The 19,042-nt window shown below is 58.5% G+C and carries 16 protein-coding genes; 13 read left to right on the top strand and 3 right to left on the bottom strand.

The window, feature by feature from the left end; translation table 11 throughout:
• Positions 1-65: 65 nt before the first annotated feature.
• The 7 genes from CKROP_RS06260 (at position 66) to CKROP_RS06225 (ending at position 8,225) form a co-directional block, all read left to right on the top strand.
• Complete coding sequence (locus CKROP_RS06260) at positions 66-890, top strand: NUDIX hydrolase (RefSeq protein WP_012731896.1); 825 nt, start codon at positions 66-68, stop codon at positions 888-890.
• Entirely contained in the window at positions 881-2,428 is a 1,548-nt protein-coding gene (locus CKROP_RS06255; protein WP_052292373.1) for a TRM11 family methyltransferase, read from the top strand. The genes CKROP_RS06260 and CKROP_RS06255 overlap by 10 nt, the downstream gene beginning before the upstream one ends.
• Before the next feature lie 261 nt (positions 2,429-2,689).
• Positions 2,690-3,478 carry an electron transfer flavoprotein subunit beta/FixA family protein gene (locus CKROP_RS06245; RefSeq protein WP_012731894.1) on the top strand — a complete coding sequence of 263 codons (789 nt, stop codon included), beginning with the start codon at positions 2,690-2,692 and terminating at the stop codon, positions 3,476-3,478.
• A 90-nt stretch (positions 3,479-3,568) separates the two neighbouring features.
• Positions 3,569-4,519: an electron transfer flavoprotein subunit alpha/FixB family protein gene (locus CKROP_RS06240; protein WP_012731893.1), complete on the top strand. Its 951-nt coding sequence runs from the start codon at positions 3,569-3,571 to the stop codon at positions 4,517-4,519.
• A gap of 90 nt (positions 4,520-4,609) precedes the next feature.
• Positions 4,610-5,767, top strand: coding sequence for a cysteine desulfurase family protein (locus tag CKROP_RS06235; RefSeq protein ID WP_012731892.1), 1,158 nt, complete (start codon positions 4,610-4,612; stop codon positions 5,765-5,767).
• Between the two features lie 135 nt (positions 5,768-5,902).
• Entirely contained in the window at positions 5,903-7,021 is a 1,119-nt protein-coding gene (gene mnmA, locus CKROP_RS06230) for a tRNA 2-thiouridine(34) synthase MnmA (RefSeq protein ID WP_012731891.1), read from the top strand.
• A 10-nt stretch (positions 7,022-7,031) separates the two neighbouring features.
• A complete protein-coding gene (locus tag CKROP_RS06225; RefSeq protein ID WP_148209653.1) occupies positions 7,032-8,225 on the top strand; it encodes a hypothetical protein in 1,194 nt (397 codons plus the stop codon).
• Between the two features lie 52 nt (positions 8,226-8,277).
• Here the strand turns inward: CKROP_RS06225 and CKROP_RS10730 are convergent, their stop codons facing one another.
• Both CKROP_RS10730 and CKROP_RS06215 read right to left on the bottom strand, forming a co-directional pair.
• Positions 8,278-9,063 (bottom strand): TetR/AcrR family transcriptional regulator, encoded by a 786-nt coding sequence (locus tag CKROP_RS10730; protein ID WP_012731889.1) that lies wholly within the window; start codon positions 9,061-9,063, stop codon positions 8,278-8,280.
• Between the two features lie 90 nt (positions 9,064-9,153).
• Positions 9,154-9,864: a 3'-5' exonuclease gene (locus tag CKROP_RS06215; protein ID WP_012731888.1), complete on the bottom strand. Its 711-nt coding sequence runs from the start codon at positions 9,862-9,864 to the stop codon at positions 9,154-9,156.
• Positions 9,865-10,022: 158 nt separating this feature from the next.
• Here CKROP_RS06215 and ligA point away from each other — a divergent pair, with 158 nt between their 5' ends.
• Together ligA and ilvA are read left to right on the top strand one after the other, a co-directional pair.
• Entirely contained in the window at positions 10,023-12,110 is a 2,088-nt protein-coding gene (gene ligA / locus CKROP_RS06210; protein ID WP_041629412.1) for an NAD-dependent DNA ligase LigA, read from the top strand.
• Positions 12,111-12,198: 88 nt separating this feature from the next.
• The gene (gene ilvA / locus CKROP_RS06205; protein ID WP_012731886.1) at positions 12,199-13,755 is read left to right on the top strand and encodes a threonine ammonia-lyase, biosynthetic; all 1,557 of its coding nucleotides are present in this window, start codon (positions 12,199-12,201) and stop codon (positions 13,753-13,755) included.
• A 30-nt stretch (positions 13,756-13,785) separates the two neighbouring features.
• Here the strand turns inward: ilvA and CKROP_RS06200 are convergent, their stop codons facing one another.
• Complete coding sequence (locus tag CKROP_RS06200) at positions 13,786-14,448, bottom strand: ACT domain-containing protein (RefSeq protein WP_012731885.1); 663 nt, start codon at positions 14,446-14,448, stop codon at positions 13,786-13,788.
• Positions 14,449-14,689: 241 nt separating this feature from the next.
• Between CKROP_RS06200 and gatC the strand changes: the two genes are divergently transcribed.
• From gatC to CKROP_RS06180, 4 genes are all read left to right on the top strand, one after another.
• Positions 14,690-14,983: an Asp-tRNA(Asn)/Glu-tRNA(Gln) amidotransferase subunit GatC gene (gene gatC / locus CKROP_RS06195; RefSeq protein ID WP_012731884.1), complete on the top strand. Its 294-nt coding sequence runs from the start codon at positions 14,690-14,692 to the stop codon at positions 14,981-14,983.
• Between the two features lie 3 nt (positions 14,984-14,986).
• The gene (gene gatA, locus CKROP_RS06190; protein ID WP_012731883.1) at positions 14,987-16,498 is read left to right on the top strand and encodes an Asp-tRNA(Asn)/Glu-tRNA(Gln) amidotransferase subunit GatA; all 1,512 of its coding nucleotides are present in this window, start codon (positions 14,987-14,989) and stop codon (positions 16,496-16,498) included.
• A gap of 10 nt (positions 16,499-16,508) precedes the next feature.
• Positions 16,509-17,150: an NUDIX hydrolase gene (locus CKROP_RS06185; protein ID WP_012731882.1), complete on the top strand. Its 642-nt coding sequence runs from the start codon at positions 16,509-16,511 to the stop codon at positions 17,148-17,150.
• Between the two features lie 474 nt (positions 17,151-17,624).
• Positions 17,625-19,007, top strand: coding sequence for an MFS transporter (locus CKROP_RS06180; RefSeq protein WP_012731881.1), 1,383 nt, complete (start codon positions 17,625-17,627; stop codon positions 19,005-19,007).
• Positions 19,008-19,042 lie beyond the last annotated feature (35 nt).

Here is a 19,042-nt window from a genome sequence, read left to right as displayed (position 1 = left end):
CACGGACGAAACTGTGAGATAGCAGTGTGGTGTACAAGTTGTCTGCTTGGCAGAAAGGGAGGGTCATGTTTCTGACACCGACAGGTGAGAGACGTGCCTCTACCGTTCTGTTGCTGCGGGACACGGTGTGGGGGATGGAGGTTTACGTTCAAGAACGCGCTTCCACCATGGTCCACTACCCGGAAATGACCGTTTTCCCTGGTGGCGGAGTTGACCAGCGTGATCTTCCTGGGGATGTTGACGGTGATGGCGTGGATTCGCCGGAGCTTCGGTGGGTTGGTCACGATACATCGTGGTGGGCGCGTCATTTGAAAGTTCCGCGAGACGATGCCCGTGCACTGGTTTGTGCCGCTGTGCGAGAAACATTTGAAGAATCGGGAACTCTGCTGGCCGGCCTGCACGATGGCAATGTTGTGGGCGATACCGACCCCTACATTCCTTTCCGCTCGCGCCTAGAAAGCCACGAGTTGGCGTTCTCTAATTTCCTGGACGACACCGGTCTGTATCTGCGTGCTGACCTGCTGCGACCCTGGGCAAACTGGGTGAGCCCACCCGGGGACACGGCGCGCTATGACACCCACTTCTTTGTGGCCGCGCAGCCGGAAGGCCAGAATACCCATGATGATGCGATAGAGGCCGCGTCGAGCGGGTGGTTTAGGCCGTCAACATTGCTCGATGGCTGGCGTTACCGCAAAATCCGTCTCCTTCCGCCGACGTGGGTGCAGTTGCGTATGTTGGATACATTCCGAACTGTTGATGAAGTGCTGGGGTACGCCTCGGATCTGACTGTTGAACCTGTGACCGGCGCGGTTCGGGATCGTCCCTTTATGGATGAATATTTCACTGTGGAACGCTCCTTCGACACCTACTATGCCCGTGGGTGGGCCTAACGGTGTTATCGCGAGACGACGTTGCGTGGATAACGAGCCATCCGGACGCGTGCGCCGAGGCAGAACCGCTGGAGTTTTCGAAGGCCACTGAATTTGCCGACGGGGCTCGGTTGCGCTCGAAATATGGCCAATATGGTCGTGCTTTGGCTGAGTTAATGATTGCTCGACGGTCGGTGCGGGGTCCTCGACCGGTGGACGCCAAAGTATCTGAGGATGTTGTTGACGAGTGGCTCGTTGACGCGGAGTCCGTTCAGCAGGCAACCGCCCTGGTGATTGCTCAGTACAGGGCGAGGCGGTTGGCGTTGGCGCCGTCGCTGCAGGCAGGCGGGCTGGTGCACGATGTGACATGCTCCATTGGTAGTGAGCTTGCTGCTCTTGCTGGTGAGGGGTTGACTGCGGTCGGGTCTGATATCGATCCCGGCCGTGTGGCGATGGCCCGGCACAATATGGCAGTGCTTGAGAAGGCGGTGTGTGAGAAAGCCGCGCGGGAGGATGCAGGCTCGGGAATAGATGGCGTAGACCCGGCGCGGTTCATTCGCCCGCTGATTATCCGCGCTGATGCCTTGTGTCCAGTGTCGTTTCCGGCTGTTGTTATCGCTGATCCTGCACGGCGTGCTCAAGGCCGACGAATCTCTCAGCCTCAGGATTTAATTCCGCCGCTACCCGGCTTGATCGATATATGGCGTGGTCTGCGGCCTGATAGTTCGCCGGAACTCGTCGTGAAGTGCGCCCCTGGAATCGATTACTCCAGTTGGGATGGGGAAGTAGAGATTATTTCCGTCGTCGGTGCTGTTAAAGAGGCATGTTTGTGGACGCCCGAAATTGCGGCGTCAACGTCGGGTATTCGTGCGCTACTCACGGGCGACGGTCATACGGATGATGATGACAGCGCGGTTCACCAGCGACGGATTACGCGCCGGGCAACTCTGATCCATGCGGATGGATCCGTCGACATGTTTACTGATACGGATCCAGAAGTCCCGCAAACGGCAGATCCTTCGGCGCCGTCGTCGGATGTAGACGAGGCCACGGAAAGCGGAAAGAAAAGCCTGGCCGATCGCTACATCGTCGATCCGGATGGAGCGATTGTTCGGGCGGGATTGGTGCGCCAAGCCGCGTACCGGTGGGGGATGCGTCAGATCGATCCCCATATTGCCTTCTTAACTGGCGATACACCGCCAGCAGGTGTTTTAGCGTGTGAGGTGCTGGATGCTGTGCCACTGTCCAAACTGACGTCGACGATGGCGAAGCGTGCTCCTGAGCAGATCGAAATTCTCGTGCGTGGTGTGGCAGCGAACCCCGATCATGTTCGGGCAAAAATCATGTCTGCCGCGCGGAAACATTCGGGGAAGAAGGTACGCAACCAGCGCAAGAAAGAAGCCTCTGCTCACCGACTGTCTCAAGCGGAGGTGACTGCGGACTCACCGTCGTCTGGGGCGTCAGGTGGTAGTTACACGATCGTGATCACGCAGGTGGGGGATAGGCAGGGGAAGAATTCCTCGGTTGCGTTCATTTGTGGGCCACGTCGAGTCCATTAATAAGGTCCATTGACAACAACGCCAGTAATCCCGGTGAGACCGCGGGAAGCCGACCGGATCACGGGAATGATGTCGGCGCTGTGGTCCACACAAACGGGGGCATTGGTCACGGGTCTAGAGAGTTTGAACACACTTTTGTGTGCTAGGCCACAAAAGTGCGTTAAAGTGGTCTTCAAAACGAGCGAGATATTGATGTGAGGTACGCCGGCGACGACTGCAGCCTCCGGTTTTTCGCCCCGACACCATGAGAAAGGTGAATGAATGTCGAACATTGTCGTGTTAGTTAAGCAAGTACCGGACACCTACTCCGAGCGGCAGCTCACCGAGGACGATTACACCGTTGACCGCGAGAGCACCGATCAGGTTCTCGACGAGATCAATGAAAACGCCGTGGAAGCAGCCCTTCAGCTCAAGGAAGCAGGAGGGGATTACACAGTCACCGCCCTGACCGTCGGCCCTGAAAGTGCCAAGGAAGCACTGCGGAAGGCACTGTCGCTCGGCTGTGACGAAGCTATCCACGTCTGCGATGATGCCCTCGCTGGCTCCGATGTCCTGGGAACTGCATGGACACTGTCGCAGGCCCTCAACTTGGTTGATGACATCGAACTCATTATCTGCGGCAACGAGTCCACCGACGGCAATATGGGAACCGTGCCCGGATTGATCTCGGAATACCGCCAGATCCCTGCGGTGACCGGTCTGCGTTCATTCTCCGTCGAAAATGGTACGGTCACCGGCGAAAGCGCCCGCGAAGAGGGCGTGTACAACCTGGAGGCTCCGACACCGGCCATTATCTCCGTAACTGAGAAGGCCAATGAGCCCCGCTTCGCTGCTTTCAAGGGAATCATGGCCGCAAAGAAGAAGAAGATTCAGCAGGTCGATCTCGAAGATATTGGAGTCGACGCTGCCAACGTCGGATTGGAGAATGCTGCGACGTCCGTGACCGGATACGCACCCAAGCCGGAAAAGTCCGCTGGTGAAATCATTACCGACGAAGGCGATGGTGGAACGAAGTTCGTGGAATTCTTGGCCAACGAAAAGCTCATCTAAACGTGGCATCGAGACCATAACTCACCATCGTTGTTTGTTTACTAACAGGAATATTCGGTCAGTAATGGCCGGTAACGAAAGGACTTTCCCATGACTGATGTACTAGTTCTCGTCGAACATGCTGATGGAGCCTTGTCCAACAACACCAATGAACTGATTACCGCTGGTCGCGTGTTTGGTTCCGTGGGCGCGGTTGTTGTTGGTGCTGAGGGCACAGCAGAAGCCTTGAAGGACGACTTAGCCGCTGCGGGTGCGGAAACCATTTACGCAGCAGAAAATGATTATGCTGCTAACTACTTGGTGACGCCTTCTGTCGACGCCTTGTCTGCCCTGGCAGCTGGCCTCGAAGTACCCGTCATCATTTCGTCCTCCGCGACGGGCAAAGAGATCGGTGGGCGCGTCGGTGCCCGCGTAGCATCCGGTGTTCTCTGCGATGTGACAGAGATTAATGCCGATCACACTGCAGCCAGCTCTATCTTCGGTGGCGATTACACCGTCGAGCTCTCCGTCGGAGGATCTTCCCCGATTTTCCTCCTCCGTCCCGGTTCGGTGGATCCCGAGCCTCAGGCGGCCGCAGGAAATATTGAGCCCGTCGAGATGCCTGAGCCCGGCCCAGTTGCCGTGAAGATCACGTCCTTCTCCCCGGCAGAGGCTGGCGATCGCCCCGAGCTCACCGAAGCGAAGATCGTGGTCTCTGGTGGCCGCGGCGTCGGATCCGCCGACGGGTTCGCCGACGTTATCGAGCCTTTGGCCGATGCTCTCGGCGCTGCAGTGGGTGCTTCCCGTGCCGCCGTCGACTCTGACTACTACCCGGGCAAGTTCCAGGTGGGACAAACGGGTAAGACGGTGTCGCCGGACCTCTATGTTGCGCTCGGTATTTCAGGTGCTATCCAGCACAAGGCAGGTATGCAGACATCCAAGACCATCGTTGCGGTCAACAAGGATGAGGAAGCAGCCATCTTCGAGATCGCCGACTTCGGTATCGTCGGTGACCTGTTCGACGTGGCTCCTCAGGCTACGGAGGCCATTAAAAGCCGCTAGATGACTCAGCACCGCTCGGTGCGTGAGTACTAGATGAAGGCTTGAACGAGCTGTATTACCCTTCGAAGGGTGACTACAGCTCGTTTTTTTATGGATCATGCCGCAACAAGTCCTCTCCGACAGGTTGCCAAAGACGCTATCATGGACTCGTGGGATCTTCTGAACCCCGGGGGCCAGTACGCGTCAGGGCGTGATGCACGCAAAGCTGTGGAAGAAGCCCGCGAGACCATCGCGCGTTTGCTCGGTGCCGAGCCGATCGAGGTCATTTTCACGGCATCCGGAACAGAGGCCGATAACCTCGCTGTGCAGGGGATTTATGCCGAACGTGCCCAAGAAAAGTCGTCGCCACACCGTGTCATCGTCGGATCGGTGGAGCATCCCGCGGTGCTTGAACCGGCCAAAGCGCTGGGTACAGATCCGTCATCCCCGGGGCCAGAAGCTGATGTTATCGAGGTGCCCGTTGATTCCAGCGGTCATTACCGCACCGATTTTCTTGCCGACGTTCTTACCGACGGACCAGCCACACTCATGGCTCTCCAGTGGGCGAACAATGAAACCGGCGCGTTACAACCGGTTGATGCGATCGCATCGCTGGCCGCAGAGCACAACGTCCCGTGGCACGCTGATGGCGTGCAGGCCGTTGGCCACGTTCCCGTGGACTTCCATTCGTCGGGTGCAACGACGATTGCGGCGTCGGCACACAAATTTGGTGGCCCGCGATCAACCGGCCTGTTGTTGTGCGGACGTGCGACGAATCTTCACAAGATTCTGCGTGGCGGCGGGCAGGAAAGGTCCATTCGCCCAGGAACGCTGAATGTTGCCGGTGCGGCGGGGACCGCTGCTGCCTTGACCGAGGCTTGTCGCGAGATGGAGGCCGAACGCGCTCGGCTTTCCGGCCTTCGGGACCGCTTACTGTCCTTCATAAAGCGAGAGATTCCGGATTCGTTAATTCATACGGCGGAGCCAGCGCTGCCGGGGCATGTTCATGTGAGTTTCCCGGGCGCGGAAGGCGATAGCCTCATTATGTTGTTGGATCAAGCGGGTTTCGACGCGTCGACCGGGTCGGCATGTGCGGCTGGCGTGAATCGGGTGAGCCATGTGGTCATGGCGATTGGCGTGGAGCCCGTCGCCGCCCGCGGAACGCTACGGTTTACCTTGGGGCGGACGACGTCGGAAAAGGATGTTGCCGCTCTGGAAGCGGTCCTCCCGAAGATTGTCGAACAGGCGCGTGCTGCCGGGATGGCGTAAATCGGCGGGACGCCGTAAGCCGCGGGATGGCGTAAGTAACTAGCCGGGCCAGTACCTTCGTAAGCAGGGTTGTCCTGGTGAGCACAACTACCTAAAGTGTGTGGCTTAGTTTCGTATTCAACAGATGGGATTGTCATGCGTGTAATGGCAGCAATGAGCGGCGGTGTTGATTCCTCCGTTGCCGCTGCGCGATTGGTCGCCGAGGGGCATGAGGTCATCGGCGTTCATTTAGCTCTAGCTTCGACGCCGACGACGTTGCGCGTCGGTTCGCGCGGGTGCTGTTCGCTGGAAGACTCCGGCGATGCTCGTCGTGTTGCCGATGCGCTGGGAATCCCTTTCTACGTTTGGGACTTTTCCGATCGATTCCGCGAGGACGTCGTCGATCCTTTTATTAATTCGTATGAGATGGGGGAGACGCCCAACCCTTGCCTGCGGTGTAATGAGAAGATCAAATTTCAGGCGCTGCTCGATCGCGGTATCGCGCTGGGGTTTGATGCCGTGGCGACGGGCCATTATGCGCGGTTGAAGGATGGCGAACTCCGCCGGGCCATCGACGATAACAAAGACCAGTCGTATGTCCTGGGGGTTTTGAACGATGAGCAGTTGGCCCATTGTTTATTCCCGCTGGGAGACACCCGCAAGCCTGATATCCGCAAAGAGGCGGAGGCGGCTGGACTCGTGACGGCGTCGAAGCCCGATAGCCATGACATTTGCTTCATCCCGGATGGGAATACGAAGGCGTTCTTGGGCAACCACATCGGTGTCCGGTCGGGTGATCTGAAAGACCAGGATGGCAACGTGATCGGCCATCACGACGGCATCTACGGTTTCACCATCGGGCAGCGCAAGGGCCTCGGCCTACCTGGTCCAGCGCCCGACGGAAAACCCAGGTATGTCACCGATATTGATGCTGACACCGGAACTGTCACCGTCGGCACACGCGATGATCTTCGCGTTGGGCGGTTGTATGCCGATCGTCTCATTCGCCTCGACGAGCATGAAGGATCGACGCAGGAGTGCCAGGTCCAGGTTCGTGCCCATGGCGGTGTTGTCGATGCCACGGTAACTATTGACGACGGTGTGGCAACGATTGATCTCCATTCCCCGCTGACCGGTGTTGCGCGCGGTCAAGCCGCGGTGATTTACCGTCCTGACCCTGATGGCGACATTGTGTTGGGCTCGGGAACGATTTGTGACACGGTGTCGGTCTCTAAGCTGCAACCAACCACCGCGGGCGCGTCTTCGAACAGCTAATATGCTGGCCATGAACCAGAATTCGGGTGGCGCGACGTGGGCGTCGGGGTGGGGAGCCCTGGTAACTCGCGATCCTCGCGAGGCGGCTCGCATTATCGCGGGGGAGGCTGCGCTGCCGTTTATCCCGCAGTTGATTAACCGCGGTGTCGGGTCGTCATTGTCGGGATCGACGTTGTCGCTGTTGTCGTCCTCCTATATTCAGGGGCCACGATCGTGGCAAATGTCGGGCCCGACGGTGGCTTCACGCCGGCGCAATGATGAGATCCATCGCGATATCGATGTGCATGAGGAAGCGTGGGAAGGAGGTTCTGCGCTCTCTAGCCAGGAGATGAAGGTCCAGGTCATGGGCCCATGGTCGCTGGCGGTCGCGACGGAGTTATCGGATGGCCACCGTATTGTGTCGGATAGGTCGGCAGTTCGCGGTTTTCACGACGAGTGGAGCGGCGGTGTTGCCGAGTACCTTTCGGAGATCCACCGTCGCTTTGGCAAGCGTATTGTCCTGCACATGGAGGAACCTTACGTGGGCACGCTCGTCCGGGGACGTATCGCTGGGACCACTGATTGGGACATTATTCCTCCCGTCCACAACGATGTTCTGAGTACTGAGTGGGACAGGACCATCGGGAGCGTGTTCGACGAGCTGGGAGGGGTTACTACCGACGACGCCTCTCATGGTGTTGTTGCTGGTGTTGTGATGTCTTGCGGGGCATCGCTACCGGATGATCTCGAGATGCCAGCGTGGGCAATGCCGCTGATCGGGTTGGATGAACTGGAACGCGCCGTCGCGGATGGGTCGTCGACGCACCACATGCTTGACCGAGTGGGTGAGCTTATCGACGCTGATGGTCGGTCGTTGGGGATCGGCGTGGCGGGCGACAACGGTGCTGCCGATGATGCTGCTGGGATCGTTCGCGGGGCTACTGCCGACGGTGTTGGTGCCAGTGCCGGTGTTGACACTGGTGACCACGATCGCGACCAGGCCATCGTGACAACCGCGTACGCTAGTGAGGATCCCGCCCGTGATCGTGCGGTGCGCATTGCCCGCGTGTGGAAGGCGATGGGGATTAACCCGACTCTCATGGGGGAGCGGGTAAGCATTGTTGAAGGACATGGCCGACGTGGGCGGGAGCAATCCACTGCGGAATCGCTGCGTTTAGCTGACGATGTTCGGGATATGCTCCGCCGCGATAGCGGAGACCTATAGCCTTGGCGGCGGCTGTAGCCGTGACCGCCCTGGCAGCCCGTAATCCCCGCGTTTACTTGGATTGAGTTGGCCGCTGCACAGAACTCTGTGCGGCAGTGATCACAGCCTGGATCGCTGTCACGTACCAATCTTCCACTTCGGTGTTATCTAACGGCTCAACAGCACGAGTGTTCTCGGTTTCCACCGCGGTGTGGTGCTGCATCACGGGGACAGAATCGTGTCCGGAATCGCCATTATCCTCACCAGAGGAACCTGAGGTGACTTCGCGACCATGCGGCCCTTTGGCCCCACCATGGCCATTCATGGGACCACCCATCGCGGTGACACCAGCATTAATAAGCGACTGGATACTCGAGATCAGCTCCGGCTTCAATTCCGCCGGGATATCGGGCAGCTTATCGACCTCACGCGCCAGAGCCTGGGTCAATTTGGCATGCAGACGTCCAATTCGTGCTCGTGCGTCGTCGTCAAGATGAACTCGGGACAGAGCGGATCTCCACGAGTGCCGGGACTCGCGGGCCTCGCGGAAACTGGCGCGGGCGTAGGCCTCGATAGCGTCGAGCGGCCCTGGCGCATCGTCCATCTGGTCGGTGATGACCTGGGCGCGCCGGGGGAAATCCCGAACGACGACGGCCTCGATCATGTCGTCGACATTGTTGTGATACCGGTAGAGGCTTGACCTGCCCATACCGAGGCGCTTAGCAACAGTCCCGACAGTCAGCGGGGTTGCGTTCTGGTCGGTTTGGGATTCTTCGAGGATTTCTTCGACGGCATCGAGGATTTTCTCGGACGTTTGACGCCGGTGTTCAATCACTGACTTCGCTGAAATCCTTGGCATGAGGCTATCCTAACCTTTAATTGTGGTGAGTGAAAGTAGCGGGGAAGAAAAACCCCATCATTGTGTAGCAGCACTACTGTTTCATGTGGGTCACGTGCGTGAACCATCCCGCATGGGCCACGCGGTGGAGAAATCCGTCATCTCTCGGCCTTGTGACGCGAAATAGTCACGCAGATGTATTTGGTAGTCGAAATAAGAAACGGCCTGAAACTCCATCAACTCATCGGATGTTTTCTTCACCAAATCAGGCCACATCCGTGCCATTTTCCACGCCACCCGAGCCGCCGCGAGAGCATCTGCGCTGGCATTGTGGGCATTGTCCAACTGAATTCCATAACGCTTCACCAAGGTCCCCAACTTACGCGGGCCTGTCCGCTGTGGCTCCAACGCCCGGCCCATCACCAGGGGGTCGAACACTAATCCACTGCAGACGAATGATGGCTCCAGGTGCCGCAAAATCGTGAGGTCATAGGCCGCATTGAACACGATGAGCGTCTGCCCACGCTCCCATCCGTCGTAAATCGCACGAATCGTCTTGTGCAAGACATCGTCATGAGGTTCACCATGTTCCCTCGCGTACTCCGTCGAAATCCCATGAATTTGTGACGCTGATTCAGGAATCTCAATGCCCGGGTCGGCGAGTAGCTCGGTGGAATTGGCCGATCCACCATGGATGGACACGAGTGCCGACGTCACAATTCTCGCCTGTAGAGGATTAGTGCCCGTGGTCTCCAGATCGAAGCTGAGCATAGAGGAGGGATCAAAGTGACTCGGCGCGGACGATGGAAGCGGCATAGGCATAGATTAGACGACGGGTCGGACACGGGGATAGGTGTTCGGTCTGCACCGACATTGGCCGTGGTAGCGCCTGTGGTAGCACCTGCGACGTTGTCCACGGCGTGCGCTGGTAGTGGCAGCTGTGATGTGGGCCGGCGGTGAAATCCCTCTATGCTGGGCGTGTGAATAATTCCGGGAATTCCACTGACGTGAGCACCGATCTTCAAGCACAATGGAACTCGCTTGCTGCTGATGTTCGGCACCACCGTGACCTGTACTACAACAGTGAGCCCGTGATCTCGGATGCCGAATTCGATCACCTTTTCAAGACCCTCCAAGACCTGGAAGCAGACCATCCGGAGCTGGCCAAGAATGGTTCACCGACGGAAGAGGTGGGCGCGCCCGTCCCGACCCCTACCGAGACCAGCAGCGCCGAAGTAACTTTCGCCCCGGTACGTCACATCGAGCGGTTGTACAGCCTGGACAATGTTTTTTCGAAGTCCGAGTTGCTGGAGTGGCTGCATAGAACCCCCGCGCCGACGTACTTGACGGAGTTAAAGATCGACGGTTTATCCATCGACCTGGTGTATCGCGACGGCGAACTCGTGTCCGCCGCGACTCGTGGCGACGGTCTCACCGGCGAAGACATCACCCCGAACGCCCGGACGATCTCGGATATCCCCCAAACGATTTCTCCGACGGACGAGTATCCCGTGCCCGAGTTGGTGGAAGTGCGCGGCGAAGTGTTCATTGGTGTCGAAGAATTCGCTGTGATTAACGCCGACCGCGTGGAGCAAGGCCGGAAGCCCTTTGCCAACCCACGCAATGCCGCAGCGGGATCTCTGCGTCAAAAGAACCCCGCGGAAACCGCTAAGCGGAATCTGTCGATGATCTGCCACGGGATCGGAGCACGCGAGGGCTGGGAGCCTTCGACCCAACATGATGCGTACACTGCTTTGGCCGCGTGGGGTTTTCGGGTATCCCCGTACACCAAGCGTGTGACCTCGGCAGATGAGGTCATTGCTCAAATGGAATATTGGGGCGAGCACCGTCACGACGCGACCCACGAAATGGACGGTCTAGTCGTAAAAGTTGATGACCTAGCTGAGCAGGAGGATTTGGGCGAGACCTCGCGCGCTCCCCGGTGGGCTATTGCCTACAAATATCCGCCCGAAGAGGTCGTGACGACGCTGCGCGATATTCGCATCGGCATCGGCCGGACTGGTCGCGCGACGACGTACGCCGTGCTAGATCCCGTCCTGGTGGCTGGCTCAACGGTCGCTCGGGCGACGCTACACAACCCGTCGGAGGTCCACGACAAAGGTGTGTTGATCGGTGATAGAGTCACCATCCGCAAGGCTGGCGAGGTCATTCCCGAAGTGCTGGGCCCGGTGGCAGATGCGCGTGATGGGTCCGAAAAGCCGTTCGTGTTCTCTACTGTCTGCCCTGAGTGTGGCACGCCGTTGGTGCAGGCCAAGGCGGATGACGCCGATTGGAGATGCCCTAATACACAAGGGTGCCCCGGTCAGTTGCTGGCTCGGATGACGTATTTGGCCGGCCGGTCTGCTTTCGATATCGATGCTTTGGGCGTGTCGGGTATCCAGGACCTCATCAGGTCGGGAGCTCTGACTAATGAATCTGAGCTCTTTGACCTCGATGAATCACATCTTCGTTTGACGTCGGTGTTTACCACGAAAGCGGGGAAGATCAACGCGACGGGGAAGGCGTTGCTGAAAAACCTCGAGGAAGCGAAGTCCACCGAGTTATGGCGGGTTATCGTGGCGCTTTCTATTCGTCACGTGGGCCCCACAGCTGCTCGTGCGCTGGCCACGAAATATGGCTCTCTCGAGGCCATTCGCAGCGCGTCCGAGGAGGAGCTAGCTCGAATCGATGGAGTCGGCAGCATCATTGCGGCGTCGTTGTGCTCATGGTTTGCCGTCGATTGGCATATAAAAATTGTCGACGCCTGGGCCGCGGCCGGTGTCCGCATGGAGGATGACAAGCAGCAAGCCCAACCGCAGACCTTGGAGGGCACGACCGTCGTCGTCACGGGTACGTTGGAAGATTTCACGCGTGACTCGGCGAAGGAAGCGATTATTTCGCGGGGAGGTCGCGCAGCGGGGTCGGTCTCCAAGAAAACAAATTATGTTGTCGTCGGGGCGAATGCTGGATCGAAAGAGACGAAAGCGCGGGACCTCGGGTTGCGTATTCTCGACGAGGACGGTTTTAAAGAGCTTTTAGAAACAGGCCGTGTGAGTGACCCTGCTTAAGCAGCAGCTTTCCCTTTGGCCGACTATTCGGTCATGATGCTAACGATGACATAGACGACATGAGATAGACGACATTCAGGAGTAACACATGCCTCCCGCCCAAAACCCCCACCCCTCCAATTCTGATTATTTGAGCTTAGTAGTTCGCGCCCCCGTGTATGACGCCGCGGAGAGAACGCTGCTCGAGCCGATGCCACGGATGTCGCAGCGATTGGGCAATGACGTCTATGTCAAGCGCGAAGACACCCAGCCGGTCCATAGTTTCAAGGTCCGCGGCGCCTACGCTCGCATGGCGGCCCTCACCGATGACGAGAAACGCCGTGGCGTGGTCACGGCCTCGGCGGGTAACCATGCGCAGGGTATTGCTCTATCCGGCAGCATTATGGATGTGTCGGCACTCATCGTTATGCCGACGATGACCCCGCAGATTAAGGTCGATGCCGTCGGGAACTTCGGTGGCGAGGTCCTTCTTTTCGGCGACAACTTCGACGAGGCCAAGGAACGCGCCTCTGAAATTGCCCAATCGGAGGGCCGAGTTTTCGTCCCTCCCTTCGACGATCCACATGTCATCGCTGGTCAGGGGACCATCGGGCTGGAGATCTTCCAGCAAGCGTCGACAGTTGACCGGGTTTTCGTTCCCGTCGGCGGTGGTGGTCTAGCCGCTGGCGTCGCCGTCGTGTTGAAGCAACTGAACCCACGCATCAGCGTTATCGGTGTGGAGCCCGAGGGCTCGGCCTGCTTGACCGCAGCCTTGAAGGCCGGCGAGCCCGTCACATTGGACCGTGTTTCGCTGTATGCGGAAGGTGTGGCAGTCGCCCGCATCGGTGACGAGACCTTCCGTGTATGTCGGGATAATCTCGACGAGGTCATCACGGTTAATTCCGACGAAATCAGTGCTGCCGTCAAAGATATTTTCGACGACACCCGCGCGGTGGCCGAGCCGTCGGGGGCCGTTGCTCTCGCGGGGTTGAAGAAATACGTGACGACCCACGGAGTGCATGGTGAGACACTGGCCCACGTGCTCTCTGGTGCGAACCTGAATTTCCATGGCCTCCGGTACATTTCCGAACGCGCTGAGCTGGGTGAACACGGCGAAGCGCTTCTGGGCGTGACGATTCCGGAGCGTAAAGGCGCGTTCCTCGAGTTCTGCCAGGTTCTCGGCGGCCGGTCTGTGACGGAATTTAACTATCGCGTGGATGACCATGATCGTGCGCGCATCTTCGTGGGTGTTCAGCTCCACGAGGGGGATCAAGAGCGCGACGACATCATCGTGGACTTGCAGGAGCGCTCCTATGATGTCGTCGATTTATCCAGCGACGACGCTGCGAAGGAACATGTCCGCTACATGATTGGCGGGCGAGCACCTAGGCATTTCAACGAGCGCGTGTTCTCCATCCAATTCCCTGAGCACCCTGGTGCCTTGCTCCACTTCCTGAAGGTCCTGGGCACGCACTGGAATATTAGCCTTTTCCACTACCGGAGCCACGGTATGGATTACGGTCGCGTGCTCTGCGGATTCGATGACACGGAGAACCCGGCGGGCGATGGGTCGGATGATGATTTCGACCATCACATGCAAGAACTGGGGTACCAGTTCAAGGAGGTCACGGACTCTATGGCCTACACGTACTTCCTCAAGTCATAGGGCGTTTATCGTAGGCTCCCGGTTCCCGCGCTAGTCCATCATGGCGCTCAGGATGGTGCCGAGCTTGCCGAGGTGTTCAACCTCCCCGGCAAGGAAATCCGGGCCGCCTGGGCGGCCGATGACGAGAACCTCGTCCTCGTCGCTAATCGGTGCGGCCGCTAGCGCTGAATCCATGACCGTCCAGCTCTCGGGCAGCCAATCGTCGTCCTCACGGTCAAGGCATCGGGCCGTCGTCACCGGGGTGGACTGAAGAATGCGCCCATCATCCTCAGGGGCGGCCATGGACGCGGCAAGGCGATGCACGTCGGTCTGTCCGCTCAGTACGATGGCCCACCCCGCCGACATCGTCGTCGGAAGTCCGTCGACAAGAAGTTGGAGAGCTTTGCTTCGGGATGGTGCCTGGGCAATCGATGCCAACATGGCGACCTGACCGGAGCGGTTCACCGAGCCAGAGAACGGGCGGATGGAATCGACCTCGACGCCATCGACCTGTTGAGCTGCGGTAATAAGGGTGTCGGGGAGGGATGTGGGCGGAAGATCGATGACAATATCGTCCACAACGGCACCGTCGGAAAAATTGTGGCTGACGATATCGACGCTGCGGATATCCCCGCCGACTTCGCCGATCGATGCGGCAAGACGGCCTAAGCTGCCGGGAGCATCAGGCAGGAAGACGCGGAGGAGGAACGACATAGAAAACCCTTTATTCGACGGTGCGGTGTGATCATTGCGCTGTGATCAACTAGACAGTGTAGGCGTTCCTCGTGACAAGCGTGGGAACCGGGTGACAGAAATAGACAGATTGGTGCATTTCGGGTTGTTGCACCCCGATGCGCGTGGCGACCGTCGGCGGCCGTCCCCCTAAGGCCACATGAATCCCGGAACCGGCTAAGCTAGGGGAGTCATCATTGTCACACCAGGTGAAGGAACCACTGTGTCTTCTATTTCCCGCGACGAGGTCGCGCACCTTGCGCGCTTGTCTCGGCTCTCTCTCACCGACGACGAGCTGGATGAATTCGCTGACCAGATCGACGGCATTATCGAGCACGTCCAAAAAGTATCGAATGTTGATACCGAGGGCGTTGAGCCGATGAGCCATCCCTCTGATCTTGCCGGTGTTATGCGCGAGGATGAAGTTCATCCGACGTTGACGGCTGAGCAGGCCTTGGATCAGGCCCCGGCTAGCCAGCGTGACCGTTTCGAAGTACCGCGGATTCTGGGGGAGTAAATCATGGAGACCACTTATCGCGTTGCGAACTTCAATGCTGACGATTTTACGACGTACACCGCGGCGGATCTAGCTGAAAAAATCCATTCCGGCGATGTATCCTCGGTGGAAGCGACTCAGGCGCACCTGGACCGTATTTCACAGATCGACGGCGATATCCATGCTTTCCTGCATGTTTCTGCCGACGAAGCTCTCGCAGCTGCCAAGAAGGTTGATGACAGTATCGCCCGTGGTGAGAAGCCGTCATCACCCCTGGCCGGTGTTCCTTTAGCCTTGAAAGACGTCTTTACGACGACGGACGCGCCGACGACGTGTGCGTCGAAAATCCTTGAAGGGTACATGAGCCCGTATGACGCGACGGTGACGAAGCGTTTGCGTGAGGCCGGTATCCCTATCGTCGGAAAGACCAACATGGACGAGTTCGCCATGGGGTCGTCCACGGAAAACTCCGCGTATGGGCCGACCCACAATCCGTGGGATCTTGCCCGGACCCCAGGTGGCTCCGGCGGTGGCTCGGCCGCAGCGTTGGCGTCGGGAATGGCGCCCCTCGCGATCGGTACCGACACCGGTGGATCTATCCGCCAGCCGGCGGCCCTGACCAATACGGTCGGGGTGAAGCCGACCTATGGCACGGTGTCGCGGTATGGCCTCGTTGCGTGTGCGTCGTCGCTTGATCAGGGTGGCCCGACCGGGCGCACAGTCCTGGATACCGCACTGTTGCACGAGGTCATCGCTGGATACGACCCGCATGATTCCACGTCGGTCAACCGCCCCGTTGCGCCGGTGGTTCAGGCCGCCCGCGAGGGTGCGAAGGGGGATCTCTCCGGCCTGAAGGTCGGCGTCGTCAAGCAATTGGCGGGCGATGGCTACCAGGACGGCGTCCTCGAGTCCTATAACGAAGCCGTGGCCACGCTCTCTCGCCTGGGTGCGGAGGTCGTGGATGTGGATTGTCCTCACTTCGACGATGCGTTGAGCGCGTACTACCTCATTCTTCCGTGTGAGGTGAGCTCGAACCTCGCCCGGTTCGACGGCATGCGCTACGGTCTGCGTGTCGGTGATGATGGCCACCACTCGGCCAACGACGTGATGGAGCTGTCCCGTGAAGAGGGCTTTGGTTCTGAGGTCAAGCGACGCATCATCCTGGGAACGTATGCGCTCTCTGTCGGATACTATGACGCCTACTACCTGCAGGCTCAGCGTGTTCGTGCGTTGATTGCCCGCGATTTTGCCAAGGCGTACGAGAAGGTCGATGTGCTGGTCTCTCCGACGACGCCGACCACGGCGTTCAAGTTGGGCACCAAGGTCGATGACCCCATTTCGATGTACCGGTTCGACCTGTGCACGCTGCCGCTGAACCTTGCAGGCTTGTGCGGTATGTCGGTTCCGTCGGGGCTTGCCTCTGATACGAATCTTCCCGTTGGCCTGCAGATTATGGCCCCAGCACACCAGGATGATCGACTGTATCGCGTCGGTGCCGCATATGAGGCTGCTCGCTCGGGAGAGTCACAAGAGTAGGTTAGGGCCTATGTACCACAGTGGAGACGGTTGGGCAATTCAAGCAAACGGTGCGCGGTTCTGGGGAGTCGAAGGAGCAGCGGGTTTGCTGCTTCGAGCGCCGGGGCCTGATGGTCTTCCTATGGTCCTCATGCAATATCGTGCCGAGTGGACATCAATGCCTCTCACCTGGGGTGTACCAGGCGGGGCACGTGATGCGGATGAAACAGTCGAAGAAGCCGCGTTACGTGAAGCCATTGAAGAAGCCGGCCTCAATCCGGACGATGTCACCGTCGTTCAAAAACAAGTGACGACGCGGGTCCCCGTGGATTATGCGGTGCGGAGAGCACCGGCCGAAGATTGGCCGCGTTTACCCTGGTACACCTCGCTGACGGGGAAGCGTTGGGTGGGGCTCATGGACCCCAGTGTGCGCGAGTGGACATATACGACAGTGTCGGCTTTTGCTTCTCATCCGCTTGAGGTGCACAAGAATAATGAATCCATTGAACTGGTGTGGGTGCCGGAATCCGAGATTGAAAGTTTGGATTTAATGGCTCCGTTCCGGAGCTCGTTGCCGATGACGTCGAGTGTCGTTCAGCGTGGCGATGTTTCTCAGCCGACGATGCGCGCTAATGAGTCCGGCGAGGGCGCGCTGTGGGTGGTGCCTCGGTAGCCTCTAGGTAGCCTCGGTGAATAGGTGCGCTGTATGAGGCGGGGTTCGGCAAGATACGGCTAGGGGGCTCGATGTACGACCCCGAGGTTCGTGGCCACCATCTGATTGTGGGCTCGAATTAAGGTTTCGCGATGATCTTTGTGTGCGCGTAACCTGTCTGGATGGACAAGGTGAAGTCTGTGCTGAGGGCACGGCTTTCACCTTAAATAGTTCGCTTTTCGAGTAGTTTCGGGTAGTTCTGGGAAGGCTCAGCGGACATGTGCGCTGACTTTCACGGAACATCAACCCCGAATTCCGTCAGCGTTCACTCTTTTCTTTTGTAGCGATGAGTAGATAAATAGTGGTGGATAATTAAGAGGTAAGGAAGCGTTTTTGACTGGTAACCTCAACGGATCGTCGCACCAAGAGACGACGGCCAACACAGCAGCGAATAACCCTTCAGCCAGCTCGGCTCAGGCGGGACAACCCCAGGGGATGATCCCAGAGAAAGACGCGTGGCGCGCATTAGTGGCGCTCTGCATCGGCTTTTTTATGATCCTTTTGGACCAGACCATTGTGGCAGTGGCAACCCCTGATTTTCAGAGTGCGCTGAACGCCGACTACAGCCAAGTGCTGTGGGTCACGTCGGTGTACCTCCTGACCTACGCAGTCCCACTGCTGGTCACAGGCCGATTAGGAGACCACATCGGGCCGAAGAACGTCTATGTCGCCGGCATGGTCGTCTTCACTCTCTCGTCCCTGGGCTGTGGTTTAGCCCCGGATATTCATTGGCTGATCGCCGCTCGTGCTGTTCAGGGCCTGGGTGCTGCGCTGTTGACACCTCAAACCATGAGCGTGATTAACCGAATCTTCGCCCGTGAGCGTCGCGGCGCGGCCATGGGGTTATGGGGTGCCACCGCCGGAATGGCAGGCTTGGCCGGCCCGGTTCTCGGTGGGTTACTGACCACATGGATCGGTTGGGAATGGATTTTCTTCGTTAACGTCCCGATCGGCGTGGTCTCAGTCATCATGGTGCTCAAGTGGGTGCCACAATTGCCGACGAGAAACCACGGCTACGACTGGGGCGGCATCGTGACCTCTGTCATCGCAGTGTTCTTGCTGGTCTTCGCGCTCCAGGAGGGCGGTAACGTGAACTGGGCTCCGTGGATCTGGATCATGATCGCAGCGTCCGTCGTCGTCTTCGGTATTTTCATCATGATCGAGAAGTGGGGCGCTCAGCGCGGTGTCGAGGTGCTCGTCCCGCTGTCGCTCTTTAAGGACAAGAATTTCTCGGTGGGGAATATTTCGATCACGACGATGGGCTTCGCTGTGGCAGGCCCGATGGTCCCGATCATGATTTACTTCCAGCAGTTCCACCACATGTCGGCCCTGAAAGCCGGCCTGATGATGGTGCCGATGGCTCTGATTTCAGGTTTGCTATCCCCATTTGTCGGCCGTTTGTCAGATACGGTGCCACCCCGTCGGCTATCGCTGACCGGATTTACGTTCATGACGCTGTCCATGCTCTGCTACTTCCTGGTGATGAAGCCGGATACGTCGGTGTGGTGGATGTTTGTACCCATCGCGCTGCAGGGGTTGGGGAACGCGTTCGTGTGGGCGCCCAATTCGACGACCACGATGCGGGACCTCCCGATGGAGAAAACGGGCGCTGGTTCAGGCGTGTACAACACCACGCGCCAAGTGGGTTCGGTGATCGGGTCCGCGACCGTTGCAGCGACGCTCGATGTGTTCATGCAGCATACCGACCCAGTGTCCTCTTTGGGCTGGACGATGATTTTCCCGGCAGCGGTGTTATTGATCGGTTTGGTCGTCGTGACGCAATTCCAAGGAACAACCGCTGCAACGCGCGGAAAGTAGTAGGTGGTCCCGGATAGGCAACACGCTAGCGATCC

This window comes from Corynebacterium kroppenstedtii DSM 44385, from assembly GCF_000023145.1.
Taxonomy (GTDB): domain Bacteria; phylum Actinomycetota; class Actinomycetes; order Mycobacteriales; family Mycobacteriaceae; genus Corynebacterium; species Corynebacterium kroppenstedtii.
Note: the sequence above shows the minus strand (reverse complement) of the source record. Positions and strands in the feature narration are given on the sequence as shown.